General features: G+C 49.2%; 15 protein-coding genes. 7 read left to right on the top strand and 8 right to left on the bottom strand.

Annotation, left to right across the window (positions count from 1 at the left end; all coding sequences use genetic code 11):
* Window positions 1-41 precede the first annotated feature (41 nt).
* Complete coding sequence (locus tag ESM_RS0109555) at window positions 42-608, bottom strand: TetR/AcrR family transcriptional regulator (protein ID WP_000202112.1); 567 nt, start codon at window positions 606-608, stop codon at window positions 42-44.
* Between the two features lie 423 nt (window positions 609-1,031).
* On the opposite strand from ESM_RS0109555, the gene fabI reads away from it, so the two are divergent.
* From fabI to ESM_RS0109540, 3 genes are all read left to right on the top strand, one after another.
* Window positions 1,032-1,820, top strand: a complete 789-nt coding sequence (gene fabI / locus ESM_RS0109550) for an enoyl-ACP reductase FabI (RefSeq protein WP_000506507.1) — start codon at window positions 1,032-1,034, stop codon at window positions 1,818-1,820.
* Window positions 1,821-1,962: 142 nt separating this feature from the next.
* Window positions 1,963-3,102, top strand: a complete 1,140-nt coding sequence (locus ESM_RS0109545; RefSeq protein WP_000437866.1) for a CMD domain-containing protein — start codon at window positions 1,963-1,965, stop codon at window positions 3,100-3,102.
* A gap of 67 nt (window positions 3,103-3,169) precedes the next feature.
* Complete coding sequence (locus ESM_RS0109540; RefSeq protein ID WP_000484960.1) at window positions 3,170-5,104, top strand: exoribonuclease II; 1,935 nt, start codon at window positions 3,170-3,172, stop codon at window positions 5,102-5,104.
* 62 nt (window positions 5,105-5,166) lie between these two features.
* Here the strand turns inward: ESM_RS0109540 and ESM_RS01000000124490 are convergent, their stop codons facing one another.
* Entirely contained in the window at window positions 5,167-5,289 is a 123-nt protein-coding gene (locus tag ESM_RS01000000124490; RefSeq protein ID WP_000323866.1) for a hypothetical protein, read from the bottom strand.
* Window positions 5,290-5,342: 53 nt separating this feature from the next.
* On the opposite strand from ESM_RS01000000124490, the gene pdeR reads away from it, so the two are divergent.
* Window positions 5,343-7,328, top strand: coding sequence for a cyclic di-GMP phosphodiesterase (gene pdeR / locus ESM_RS0109530; RefSeq protein ID WP_000849463.1), 1,986 nt, complete (start codon window positions 5,343-5,345; stop codon window positions 7,326-7,328).
* On the opposite strand, the gene ESM_RS1000000129080 is transcribed toward pdeR, so the two are convergent.
* Window positions 7,310-7,438 (bottom strand): hypothetical protein, encoded by a 129-nt coding sequence (locus ESM_RS1000000129080; RefSeq protein WP_214678595.1) that lies wholly within the window; start codon window positions 7,436-7,438, stop codon window positions 7,310-7,312. The two genes, pdeR and ESM_RS1000000129080, sit on opposite strands and share 19 nt — an antisense overlap.
* Before the next feature lie 38 nt (window positions 7,439-7,476).
* Between ESM_RS1000000129080 and ESM_RS01000000124485 the strand changes: the two genes are divergently transcribed.
* The 3 genes from ESM_RS01000000124485 (at window position 7,477) to osmB (ending at window position 8,975) form a co-directional block, all read left to right on the top strand.
* A complete protein-coding gene (locus ESM_RS01000000124485; protein WP_001288366.1) occupies window positions 7,477-7,650 on the top strand; it encodes a YciZ family protein in 174 nt (57 codons plus the stop codon).
* A gap of 88 nt (window positions 7,651-7,738) precedes the next feature.
* Window positions 7,739-8,488 carry a DNA-binding transcriptional regulator YciT gene (yciT, locus tag ESM_RS0109520; RefSeq protein WP_001088603.1) on the top strand — a complete coding sequence of 250 codons (750 nt, stop codon included), beginning with the start codon at window positions 7,739-7,741 and terminating at the stop codon, window positions 8,486-8,488.
* A gap of 268 nt (window positions 8,489-8,756) precedes the next feature.
* Entirely contained in the window at window positions 8,757-8,975 is a 219-nt protein-coding gene (gene osmB / locus ESM_RS0109515) for an osmotically-inducible lipoprotein OsmB (protein WP_000498252.1), read from the top strand.
* A 127-nt stretch (window positions 8,976-9,102) separates the two neighbouring features.
* Here the strand turns inward: osmB and yciH are convergent, their stop codons facing one another.
* From yciH to pgpB, 5 genes are all read right to left on the bottom strand, one after another.
* Window positions 9,103-9,429 (bottom strand): stress response translation initiation inhibitor YciH, encoded by a 327-nt coding sequence (gene yciH, locus ESM_RS0109510; RefSeq protein WP_010377698.1) that lies wholly within the window; start codon window positions 9,427-9,429, stop codon window positions 9,103-9,105.
* Window positions 9,429-10,166: an orotidine-5'-phosphate decarboxylase gene (pyrF, locus tag ESM_RS0109505; RefSeq protein ID WP_000176253.1), complete on the bottom strand. Its 738-nt coding sequence runs from the start codon at window positions 10,164-10,166 to the stop codon at window positions 9,429-9,431. The genes yciH and pyrF overlap by 1 nt, the downstream gene beginning before the upstream one ends.
* A gap of 192 nt (window positions 10,167-10,358) precedes the next feature.
* On the bottom strand, window positions 10,359-11,528 hold the full coding sequence (lapB, locus tag ESM_RS0109500) for a lipopolysaccharide assembly protein LapB (RefSeq protein ID WP_000891363.1): 1,170 nt from the start codon (window positions 11,526-11,528) through the stop codon (window positions 10,359-10,361).
* Between the two features lie 6 nt (window positions 11,529-11,534).
* Window positions 11,535-11,843: a lipopolysaccharide assembly protein LapA gene (gene lapA / locus ESM_RS0109495; protein ID WP_000876278.1), complete on the bottom strand. Its 309-nt coding sequence runs from the start codon at window positions 11,841-11,843 to the stop codon at window positions 11,535-11,537.
* A 148-nt stretch (window positions 11,844-11,991) separates the two neighbouring features.
* Complete coding sequence (gene pgpB / locus ESM_RS0109490; RefSeq protein WP_001256523.1) at window positions 11,992-12,756, bottom strand: phosphatidylglycerophosphatase B; 765 nt, start codon at window positions 12,754-12,756, stop codon at window positions 11,992-11,994.
* Window positions 12,757-12,898 lie beyond the last annotated feature (142 nt).

Genomic DNA, 12,898 nt, shown 5'->3' with positions numbered 1-12,898 from the left:
TAAGGGGGATTAATATCCCCCGCTATCGGTTAATTCTGTTCTTATTTATTTATCAACATACTAATAATATCCTGATATATTTCCTGCAGACGTTGTGGATCGCTTTTTTGCGGTGTTAAACGACGATAAACCGTACCTTCCATCATAGTGGCGAGCACCTCAACGCAACAACGAATGTGCTCATCGCTAAGATGGGGATGCATTCTTTTCATATGCGCACAACCGTTAGCGAACATTCTGGCGTCAGCTTCCTCGAGCATTGCCATCACCCGCGGGTTGCGTGTTGCTTCTGCGGCCACTTCCAGCATCAACGCGTCGTCGTCTTCATTTAAGGATTTCCGCAAGGCAAGGACTTCCGGGAAGCGATCGGTACGCGCGTCAATGTCCATCTGAGCAATACGAAAGTCGATGATACGGCGAACCATCTCTTCAATAATGGCGTCTTTATTGGCGAAGTAACGGTAGATCTGCCCGACGCTAAGCTGAGCTTCGCTGGCAATTTGCGACATACTGGCGGCATGAAAACCGCAGCGATGAAAACACCGACGGGCGGCGTTGATGATTTCATCCTGGCGCTGTTTGTGACGTATCTCCAGCTTGCTAGTCATTTCTGTCTCCTGGCCTTCCACTTAGTGAGAATGATCATTCTCATTTTGGCTAATTATACGTTTCTCCAAAGTAATGGAAAGTATTTTTATCTTATTCATGATGCATATTCTGATAATGAAGAGATTGTGGAGATTCTGTGAAGATGGTTGAAATATTACGTTGATGTCAGTTCATCAGAGAAAGGCAGCGACGTGTTGTCGCCAGATTCTATGAGATATTCCCATAACCTGCCCCTGAAGATGTCAGGATCAGATAGAACAAAATGTTCTGTACTGTAGCTTCTCCCCCGTACAGAAAGCGCAACTATAGCCACCCACAGCCAGGTTGATTATAATAACCGTTTATCTGTTCGTACTGTTTACTAAAACGACGAATCGCCTGATTTTCAGGCACAACAAGCATCAACAATAAGGATTAAAGCTATGGGTTTTCTTTCCGGTAAGCGCATTCTGGTAACCGGTGTTGCCAGTAAACTGTCCATCGCCTACGGTATCGCTCAGGCGATGCACCGCGAAGGAGCTGAACTGGCATTCACCTACCAGAACGATAAACTGAAAGGCCGCGTAGAAGAATTTGCCGCTCAATTAGGTTCCAGCATCGTTCTGCAGTGCGATGTTGCCGAAGATGCCAGCATCGACACCATGTTCGCAGAACTGGGTAAAGTCTGGCCGAAATTTGACGGTTTCGTACACTCTATTGGTTTTGCACCTGGCGATCAGCTGGATGGCGACTATGTTAACGCCGTGACTCGTGAAGGCTTCAAAATTGCCCACGACATCAGCTCTTACAGCTTCGTTGCAATGGCAAAAGCTTGCCGTTCTATGCTGAATCCGGGTTCTGCCCTGCTGACTCTTTCCTATCTGGGCGCTGAGCGCGCTATCCCGAACTACAACGTTATGGGTCTGGCGAAAGCGTCTCTGGAAGCGAACGTGCGCTATATGGCTAACGCGATGGGTCCGGAAGGTGTGCGCGTTAACGCCATCTCTGCTGGCCCGATCCGCACTCTGGCCGCTTCTGGCATCAAAGACTTCCGTAAAATGCTGGCACACTGCGAAGCGGTTACTCCGATTCGTCGTACGGTTACCATTGAGGATGTGGGTAACTCCGCAGCGTTCCTGTGTTCCGATCTCTCTGCCGGTATCTCCGGTGAAGTGGTTCACGTTGACGGCGGTTTCAGCATCGCTGCAATGAACGAGCTGGAACTGAAATAATCGTTCTGTGGGTAATGATGGGCGGCGTTACGCCGCCCATTTTTCTGTTATACCTTTCTGATATTTGTTATCACCGATCCGTCTTTCTCCCCTCTCCGCCTTGCGTCAGGATAACGATTTCCGTTATGACCAAGGAACGCCCATGGAACAACGCCACAGTTCAGGCAAAAGCCACTGGTATCACGAAACGCAATCCAGCACTGCAGAACATGACGTTCTGCCTCTGGTTCCGGAAGCTGCACAGGTTACCGATCCTTTTCTGCTCGACGTGATCCTTGACGAAGAAACACTTGATCCCTTTCATTCGTGGCTGATCCCGGCGCGTACTCTTGCTGTAGAGCTATTTCCCAATCAGCTTGCGGTGACCCGTTTACAGACATTCACCGCCTATGAACGCCTGTCGACCGCTCTGACCGTTGCTCAGGTCTGCGGCGTCCAGCGTTTATGCAACTACTATTCCGCGCGTCTGACACCGCTTCCCGGACCAGACTCCTCCAGGGATAGTAATCATCGTCTGGCACAAATCACGCAATATGCCCGTCAACTGGCCGGCTCTCCATCGATTATCGACAACCGATCGCGCCAGCATCTTCACGATGTCGGGCTTACCGCCTGGGACTGTGTAATTATCAATCAAATTATTGGTTTTGTTGGTTTTCAGGCGCGAGCAATTGCGACTTTTCAGGCTTATCTTGGACAACCTGTACGCTGGTTACCCGGTCTGGACGTGCAAAGCTACGCTGACAGCTCACTTTTTGCTGAAGTATCAACCGGCTGGCGTGCCTGCTACGAAGGGGAAAAATTCTCTGGAGAGCAAGAGACGAATGCTCTCCTGTTGCCAGGCTCTGAACTTCGCCAACTGGCAGCAATCCTGAATCTGCATCCTGCATCGTTTTCACTCTTTGTGGCGTTGTTATCCAGCCCGTTGGTAACAACAAAATCCAGCCATCAACTTGCGGCTTTACTCAGCGCACGAATTAACGGCAGTGCTGCCTGTTTCACCTCTCTCATACATTCAACATTTGAATATAAAGAAGCAATATCCATTCTGCGTCAGGGCGAAAACGAAATAAACCAGTGGGCTGACTGCCATTTTGTTGAGCGTGCCACGGTTCAGGCGATACAATGGCTGACACGAGCACCCGATCGCTTTAGCGCCGCCCAGTTTAGCCCGTTACTCGAACATGAAACATCATCAGCGCAGGTTATCAATCTGCTGGTATGGAGCGGGTTTTGTGGTTGGATAAATCGCTTAAAAATCGCGTTGGGTGAGACACATTAACCTTGCTGCGTCAGGCAGAATCGCGTAAAACTGTCAGCCGCTCTAATGGCCACCAAAATAGACAATTATGTTTCAGGACAACCCGCTGCTAGCGCAGCTTAAACAGCAACTGCACTCCCAGACGCCCCGCGCTGAAGGGGTGGTAAAAGCCACTGAAAAAGGCTTTGGCTTCCTGGAAGTCGACGCACAGAAAAGTTATTTCATTCCGCCGCCGCAGATGAAAAAAGTCATGCATGGCGACCGAATTATCGCGGTGATCCACAGTGAAAAAGATCGTGAATCCGCAGAGCCAGAAGAACTGGTTGAACCGTTTCTGACTCGTTTCGTGGGTAAAGTTCAGGGCAAGAATGACCGTCTGGCCATCGTGCCTGATCATCCACTCTTAAAAGACGCTATTCCTTGCCGCGCTGCCCGCGGGCTGAATCATGAGTTTAAAGAAGGCGACTGGGCGGTTGCCGAAATGCGCCGCCATCCGCTGAAAGGCGATCGTTCTTTCTATGCTGACCTGACTCAATACATCACTTTTGGTGATGACCACTTCGTGCCCTGGTGGGTAACCCTGGCGCGCCATAACCTGGAAAAAGAAGCACCAGATGGCGTCGCCACCGAAATGCTCGATGAGGGTTTGGTTCGTGAAGATCTCACCGCGCTGGACTTTGTCACCATCGACAGTGCCAGCACGGAAGATATGGATGATGCCCTCTTCGCGAAGGCGTTACCGGATGACAAACTGCAGTTAATTGTCGCAATTGCCGATCCAACCGCGTGGATTGCCGAAGGCAGCAAGCTGGACAAAGCAGCGAAAATTCGCGCATTCACCAACTATCTGCCGGGCTTCAACATCCCGATGCTGCCGCGCGAGCTTTCTGACGATCTCTGCTCACTGCGTGCCAATGAAGTGCGCCCGGTACTGGCATGTCGGATGACGTTGTCTGCTGATGGCACCATTGAAGACAACATCGAATTTTTTGCCGCTACCATCGAATCCAAAGCCAAACTGGTTTATGACCAGGTTTCCGACTGGCTGGAAAACACCGGCGACTGGCAGCCAGAAAGTGATGCGATTGCCGGACAAATCCGCCTGTTAGCGCAAATTTGCCAGCGTCGCGGCGAATGGCGTAATAACCATGCGTTGGTGTTTAAAGATCGCCCGGATTACCGTTTTATTCTCGGTGAAAAAGGTGAAGTGTTGGATATCGTCGCTGAACCACGCCGTATTGCTAACCGTATTGTCGAAGAAGCGATGATCGCCGCTAACATTTGTGCGGCCCGCGTGCTGCGCGATAAGCTCGGTTTCGGTATCTATAACGTGCATATGGGCTTTGATCCGGCAAATGCCGAGGCGCTGGCAGCATTGCTGAAAACGCATGGCCTGCATGTTGATGCCGAAGAAGTGCTCACACTGGACGGTTTCTGCAAACTGCGTCGTGAGCTGGATGCGCAACCGACTGGCTTCCTCGACAGCCGCATTCGCCGTTTTCAGTCTTTTGCGGAAATCAGCACCGAACCGGGTCCTCACTTTGGCCTCGGTCTGGAAGCGTATGCCACCTGGACTTCACCAATTCGCAAGTATGGCGACATGATCAACCATCGTTTGCTGAAAGCGATCATCAAAGGCGAAACGGCGACGCGTCCGCAGGATGAGATCACCACCCAAATGGCAGAGCGTCGTCGTCTCAACCGGATGGCAGAACGTGATGTCGGGGACTGGTTGTACGCGCGTTTCCTGAAAGACAAAGCGGGCACTGACACCCGTTTTGCGGCAGAAATCGTCGATATCAGCCGGGGCGGTATGCGTGTGCGTCTGGTCGATAACGGCGCTATCGCCTTTATCCCTGCACCGTTCTTACACGCCGTGCGCGATGAGCTGGTTTGCAGTCAGGAAAACGGCACCGTACAAATTAAAGGTGAAACAGTTTACAAAGTAACCGACGTTATCGACGTCACCATTGCCGAAGTACGCATGGAAACCCGCAGCATTATTGCGCGCCCTGTCGCGTAATCTCTTTTTACGGCCCATTCATTACGGATGGGCCGTTTGCTTTTCCCTTCCCCCACATTCGTTTATCTCAGCAGATTTTTTTTAATGACATCCGTTTGAAAACTGGCGTTTTCCCAAAACTGGATTACAAATAAATATATAAAAAAAACAATACGTTTAACCGCCATTAATTTCATGTAAGCCATATGAACCGTTCATTTAACTGCGGGACTCCGCTGTTAACCGGAGGGTATGCATCATGAAAACCATTAGGGAGTCCACAACGTTGTACAACTTTCTCGGATCGCACAACCCATACTGGCGGTTGTCGGAAAACAGTGATGTTTTGCGTTTTTCCGCCACCGAAACAACGGAACCTGAACGTACTCTGCAGTTATCTGCCGAACAGGCTGCTCGTATCCGGGAAATGACGGTTATCACCTCCAGCCTGATGATGAGCCTGACAGTCGATGAGAGTGATCTTTCTGTTCATCTGGTGGGACGAAAAATCAATAAGCGTGAATGGGGTGGAAACGCGTCAGCATGGCATGACACACCGGCGGTAGCTCGTGATTTATCACACGGACTGTCCTTTGCAGAACAAGTGGTTTCTGAAGCCCACTCTGCAATAGTGATTCTGGACAGTCGGGGAAATATCCAGCGTTTTAACCGGTTATGTGAAGAGTACACGGGGCTGAAAGAACACGATGTCATCGGGCAAAGTGTGTTTAAACTGTTTATGAGTCGTCGTGAAGCTGCGGCATCCATGCGCAATAACCGTGGATTTTTTCGAAACGGCAATGCATATGAGGTAGAAATCTGGATACCCACGCGTAAAGGCCAGCGGCTGTTTCTGTTTCGCAACAAATTCGTGCATAGCGGCAGCGGCAAAAATGAGATCTATTTAATCTGCTCCGGCACCGATATCACCGAAGAACGCCACGCCCAGGAGCGCTTGCGAATTCTGGCTAACACCGACAGCATTACAGGGCTGCCGAATCGTAACGCTATGCAGGAATTAATCGATCACGCCATTAATCAGGTGGATGAAAGTAAAGTCGGCGTGGTTTATCTCGATTTAGACAATTTTAAAAAAGTGAACGATGCCTACGGGCATTTGTTTGGCGACCAGTTGTTACGCGAGGTTTCACTGGCCATTTTAAGCTGTCTTGAGCCGGATCAGGTACTGGCGCGCTCTGGCGGCGATGAATTTCTGGTACTCGCACCAAACACCTCACAAAGTGCCCTGGAAGCAATGGCATCGCGGATTTTGACCCGCCTGCGTCAGCCTTTTCGCATTGGTTTAATCGAAGTTTATACTGGCTGTTCGATCGGTATTTCACTTTCACCGCAACATGGCCCAGACAGTGCGGCAATTATTCGCCACGCCGATACGGCAATGTACAGTGCCAAAGAAGGCGGTCGAGGGCAATTTTGCGTTTTTTCACCGGAAATGAATCAACGGGTATTTGAATATCTGTGGTTGGATACCAACCTGCGTAAAGCACTGGAAAACGATCAGTTAGTTATTCACTATCAACCGAAAATCACCTGGCGCGGTGAAGTGCGCAGTCTGGAAGCTCTGGTGCGCTGGCAGTCGCCCGAACGCGGACTAATTCCCCCACTGGACTTTATTTCCTATGCGGAAGAGTCCGGTCTGATTGTGCCTCTGGGTCGTTGGGTTATTCTTGACGTCGTTCGCCAGGTGGCAAAATGGCGAGATAAAGGCATCAATCTTCGGGTGGCAGTCAATGTCTCAGCACGCCAACTCGCTGATCAAACTATTTTCACTGACCTGAAACAGGTACTCCAGGAACTTAAATTTGAGTATTGCCCTATTGATGTCGAGCTGACTGAAAGCTGCCTGATTGAAAACGACGAGCTGGCGCTTTCCGTTATTCAGCAATTCAGTCAATTAGGCGCACAGGTTCACCTGGATGATTTCGGCACTGGCTACTCTTCCCTTTCTCAACTGGCACGATTTCCTATCGATGCCATTAAACTCGACCAGGTTTTTGTCCGTGATATTCACAAACAACCTGTCTCACAGTCGCTGGTACGGGCAATTGTCGCCGTAGCTCAGGCCTTGAACCTGCAGGTTATTGCCGAAGGCGTAGAAAGCGCAAAAGAAGATGCTTTTTTAACCAAAAACGGCATCAATGAGAGACAAGGATTCTTGTTTGCCAAACCGATGCCCGCCGTAGCGTTTGAACGCTGGTATAAACGTTATCTGAAACGCGCATAAAGAGACGAATATATATATTTAACGGTATATAATTCCATTACATATCGTATTCGTGAATGATAATTAACCTTTGCCGTTAAGCACTTCTCTTTTAGTGGCAATTTTTGCATTATTTATTTTCACCTTTTTTGCCTTAAGGATACCCTTGATGTCTGAATTTGATGCCCAGCGCGTTGCCGAACGTATTGATATTGTGTTAGATATCCTTGTGGCAGGCGATTACCACTCTGCGATCCATAATCTTGAGATACTTAAAGCAGAACTCTTGCGCCAGGTTGCTGCATCTACGCCAGACATCCCGAAGGCACCATGGGAGATTTAACAATCGTGCTTTCAGTTTTCCCTATTTAAGGATGCCCGGCGCGTCAGCATTTTTTATTGAGTATTATAACGTTATAAGAATTACAGCGATGAATTCCCGACAACAAACTATTCTACAGATGGTCATTGACCAGGGTCAGGTTAGCGTAACCGATCTGGCGAAAGCCACTGGAGTTTCCGAAGTTACTATCCGCCAGGATCTCAACACCCTCGAAAAACTTAGCTATCTACGCCGTGCACATGGTTTTGCTGTTTCGCTTGATAGCGATGATGTCGAAACCCGTATGATGAATAATTATACGCTGAAACGTGAACTCGCTGAGTTTGCCGCCTCACTGGTTCAAGCGGGAGAAACCATCTTTATCGAGAATGGCAGCAGTAATGCCCTTCTGGCCCGCACATTGGGTGAGCAAAAGAAAAATGTCACCATCATTACGGTCAGCAGCTATATAGCGCATTTATTGAAAGACGCCCCTTGTGAAGTCATTTTACTTGGCGGTGTGTACCAGAAAAAAAGCGAAAGTATGGTTGGTCCTCTGACACGTCAGTGTATCCAACAGGTGCATTTCAGTAAGGCATTTATTGGTATCGATGGCTGGCAACCTGAAACCGGGTTTACAGGTCGCGACATGATGCGTACCGATGTGGTCAATGCTGTACTGGAAAAAGAGTGCGAAACCATTGTCCTGACTGACAGCTCAAAGTTTGGTGCCGTACATTCTTACTCCATCGGCCCTGTTGAGAGAATCAAACGCGTTATAACCGATTCAAAGATTAGCGCCAGCGATCTGATGTCTTTGGAACACAGTAAATTAATCGTTCACGTCGTTGACATATAATCACTTTCCTTCCTTACGGATGATTTGCTCTAACGCAAATCATCCGCACTAAGATGATTCCTGGTTGATAATTAAGACTATTTACCTGTTATTAACACCCTAACGTTATAAACTTATTATCAGCGATATAACAGGAAGTCACTATCACCTGCGTGATATAACCCTGCGCGCGAGAGGATTTCACGGAATAATTTTACATAGCCTATTCTGAACTATTATAGTTATAGAGAGCTTACTTCCGTGAATCATAAATTCAGGAGAGAGTATTATGTTTGTAACGAGCAAAAAAATGACCGCGGCTGTTCTGGCAATTACACTGGCAATGTCTCTAAGTGCCTGTTCTAACTGGTCTAAACGGGACCGAAACACCGCAATCGGTGCAGGTGCAGGGGCTTTAGGCGGTGCAGTACTGACTGATGGCAGCACGCTGGGTACATTAGGTGGTGCAGCAGTTGGTGGTATTATCGGTCACCAGGTCGGTAAATAATCGTAAATAAATGTCGATTAGCAACTCGCTATTATAATACGCTTGACTCGGTTCAGTACGAAATAACTGAATAATACACACAGTGAAATAAACGAAAGCCACGAAAATATTTCCGTGGCTTTTTTTGTTAACCGCCGGCGAGTTTTACCTTCATCCCTTTCGCTTCAAGCAGTGATTTTAATAAATCACGCTTATCCCCCTGGATTTCGATAATTCCATCTTTTACTGCCCCGCCGCAGCCGCATTTTTTCTTCAGTTCAGCCGCCAGCTTTGTCAGTTCGGCATCATCGAGATCGACGCCGGTAATCAGGCATACGCCCTTACCTTTACGCCCACTGGTTTGCCGTTGGATGCGCACCACTCCGTCGCCTTTTGGTCGTACAGGGGTCGCTTTGGGTTCATCAATACGTCCAGTTTCCGTTGAGTAGACCAGACGGCTGTTAGAATCACTCATCATGCACTCCGTTGTAACGAGGTGTTGATCGCTTTCAGCGTTTGCGCCGGGGCCGCCGATTGCGTTACCGGGCGACCAATCACCATATAATCAACGCCTGCCGCCAGCGCCTGTTCCGGGGTCATGATGCGGCGCTGATCGCCAGCGTCGCTCCCCTGCGGGCGAATACCCGGCGTCACCAGTTTGAAATCCTGACCAAATGCTTGTTTAAACCGCACAGCTTCCTGGGCTGAACACACAACACCGTCAAGGCCGCATTTTTGCGTCAGCGCCGCCAGACGCTCTGCATAATCTGCCGGTGACAGTGTCACACCAAGATCGGCCAGATCGCTGGCTTCCATACTAGTGAGTACAGTCACAGCGATTAATAGCGGCGCATCTTTGCCAAACGGAACCAACGCCTCACGTGCTGCGGTCATCATACGTGCGCCGCCAGAGGCATGAACGTTTACCATCCACACGCCTAAGTCAGCCGCCGCTGCCACGGCGTGCGCTGCGGTATTGGGAATATCGTGGAATTTCAGGTCGAGGAAGATATCAAAACCACGTTGTTGCAGTTCACGAACAAACTGCGGCCCAAACAGTGTAAACATCTCTTTGCCTACTTTCAGACGGCAATCGCGTGGGTCGATCTTGTCGACAAACGCCAGCGCAGCGTCACGATTATTATAATCAAGGGCAACAACAACAGGAGAATGAGTAACAGCGCGGGAAGGAGATGAAGCAGTTAACGTCATGACCAGACCTTCTTGATGATGGGCACCGGAAGTGGCGCAAAACAGGTAAACGGCGTGCATTCTACCCGTGGAAATAAAAAATTAACAGTTACGATTTTCCCCCTGCCAGTCTTTTTCTGCTCAGGCGTTACCGAAGCTATTTGTAAAAATAACCCTTAGTATGTTGTAACTAAAGATAGTTTTTTTTATAAATTACAGTCCATCCAGGCCACGAATCGGTTTAATGGTTGACCAGGCACGGCAGGACGGACAATGCCAGTAAAGCGTGTATGCAGTAAAACCACACTTCTGGCAGCGGTAACGCGGCTTACTACGCACCTTCTCGCCCACCATGTCACGCAACACCATCAGGCTCTCTTTGGCGCGCCCTTCTTCCGCTTCGTTAAGGTGGTAATCCATCAACTTGTGGAACACGCGCATCGTCGGATGGCGTTGTAGCTGGCGCGTAATATAGACCTGTGCGGCTTCGCTGCCATCGCGCGCTTCAATGATGTCGGCAAGCATCAGTTCAGCATCTGCCCCCGTATTCTCCTCCACCGCACGCTGGAGAAACTCTGCCCATTCGGCAGTTTTATCCAGTTGCTGATAGCAGGTTTGCAGCATTTCCAGCGTTTCGCTGACCAGCTCTCTGTCCTGGGAGATAACGCGTTGCAGGCTCTCGACCGCTTTTGCGTACTCCCCTTTTGCCATGAAAACACGTCCCATCATAATGGACACGCGGGCGCTGTTTTTGTCGGCTGCCGCCCCTTTTTTCAACAAGGCCATAGCGCGATCGAGATCGTCACTGGCCATGTGCTGAAGGGCTAATTCACAGTAGAAATGGGCGATTTCGACTCGCTGTTTATCTTTACCAAGCTTCACCAGGCGTTCTGCAACATCAATTGCTTTCTGCCATTCACTAGTGGACTGATAGATTTGCAACAGTTGTTGCAATGCGCCAACTCGGAAGTCGGTTTCATCAGTCAGTTGATTAAACATATCTTCCGCGCGATCGTATAAACCCGCCGCCATGTAATCACGCCCCAGTTGCTGAATTGCCAGCAGACGCTGCTCATAGGTCAACGAGGCACTTTCCATTAAGGTTTGATGAATACGAATAGCGCGATCGACTTCGCCACGCGAACGGAATAAGTTTCCGAGCGTAAGGTGGGCTTCAACGGTGCCTGTATCCTCTTTCAGCATATCGAGGAACAGATCCACCGCTTTGTCCTGTTGATTACTAAGCAGGAAGTTAACCCCTGCTACGTAATCGCGTGACAGGCGGTTGGCTTCATCTTGCTTGTTTTGTTGCGCACTTCTGCGGCCCATATACCAGCCATAGGCAGCGGCTACAGGCAAGAGCAGAAACAACAACTCCAGCATAGAAAGTTATTCCTTCGCTACTGACGAATCAGGCGCTACCGCCACGCCAGTCGCAGGTGAAAGCTGGTTTTCCAGTCGCTTTATTTTACGTTCAGCGCGTGCCAGAGAAACACGAATTCGCAGCCAGAACAGGCCGCAAATCAACCAACCGATAGCAAACCCCGCAGCAAACAATACCGCCAGCAAAGTAGAGATACGATACTCCCCTTGCGCTAACAGATAATTAAACGTTACCTGCTGATCATTCTGCGCACCTAACGTGACAGAAATCACAAAAATCGCTAACACCAGTAAGAAAATGAGTAAATATTTCACATTACTTCCCGTTATGTGGTTAGAGCGAATAAATTATGGTCAACTTACCGCAATAGCCCTTTAAAGTACCATTTTCACGACGTCTGCGAAATGGTAGCCACAATCATTGTTGATGATTTGAGGGTTAAATTCGGAAATTCAACCAGTTTTAACTTTCTTGTTCTCGCTGCGCTATCTCACGATTTTCTTCCGGCGGTGGTGTTAATGGCCCACAAATACGTTGCGCGAGCCAGGTTGCCACCGCCACCAGCGCCCACGAAATCAACGTAGCCACCACCAGATCGCGCGGCCAATGCATCCCCAGCAGCAAGCGGCTTCCCATTACTCCCGTTGCCCAGACCAGCAAGAGCGCAATGGTTAAAGTTCGCCTACGTGGCCACAACAGCCCAACGGCGAGCAAGGCCCAACTGGCGGCAAACATCGTGTGACCGGAAGGAAAGGCAAACCCCGTCTCTTTCTGCCAATGAGCACGTAAATATTGCGGGATATTTTTTTCTTCAGCCAACTGTTCTTTCACTAAATTACCGCGCTCTGCTCGCTTTAAAGTGTAGAACTCATCAACCGGAATATGATGTGTTTTTTCCAGCCAGATAACAAAAGGGCGTGGCTCCTGAACTTTACCTTTGATCCAGGATTTAGCTCCCTGTCCGACAAGAATTGCCGCTGCCAGAATAGCAAATAACATAACTGCGGCTTTGAGGCGAAAACGCAGACACCAGAGAAACCAGCCGAATAAAATAAGATGCGTAATGACGCCCCAGGGCTGAGTGACGGTTTCAGTGACCCAAAAGGCCGCTTTTAACAGCCAACTTTGATCTCCAGGTTGCCAACGCCAGCCAGAAATCCATACCGCTACCGGCATGATAAGTAATAGTGCTGCTCCAACTGCGGTACGTCTGGCAATCGAACGCATGGTCTCTCCTTCCTTATAAGTCTCACAATCATAACTGAAAATGCTCTGACCTGGAAAAATTGACAGATTTGTGCCATTCAGTGAACGATTGACGCGTCGTGATTAGGTGAACACCTTCGCGTTATGGCAAAATAAGCCGATA

The organism is Escherichia sp. TW09308 (genome assembly GCF_000208565.1).
Taxonomy (GTDB): Bacteria; Pseudomonadota; Gammaproteobacteria; order Enterobacterales; family Enterobacteriaceae; genus Escherichia; species Escherichia marmotae.
The sequence above is the reverse complement of the archived record's forward strand: the minus strand, read 5'-3'. Positions and strand labels throughout refer to the sequence as shown.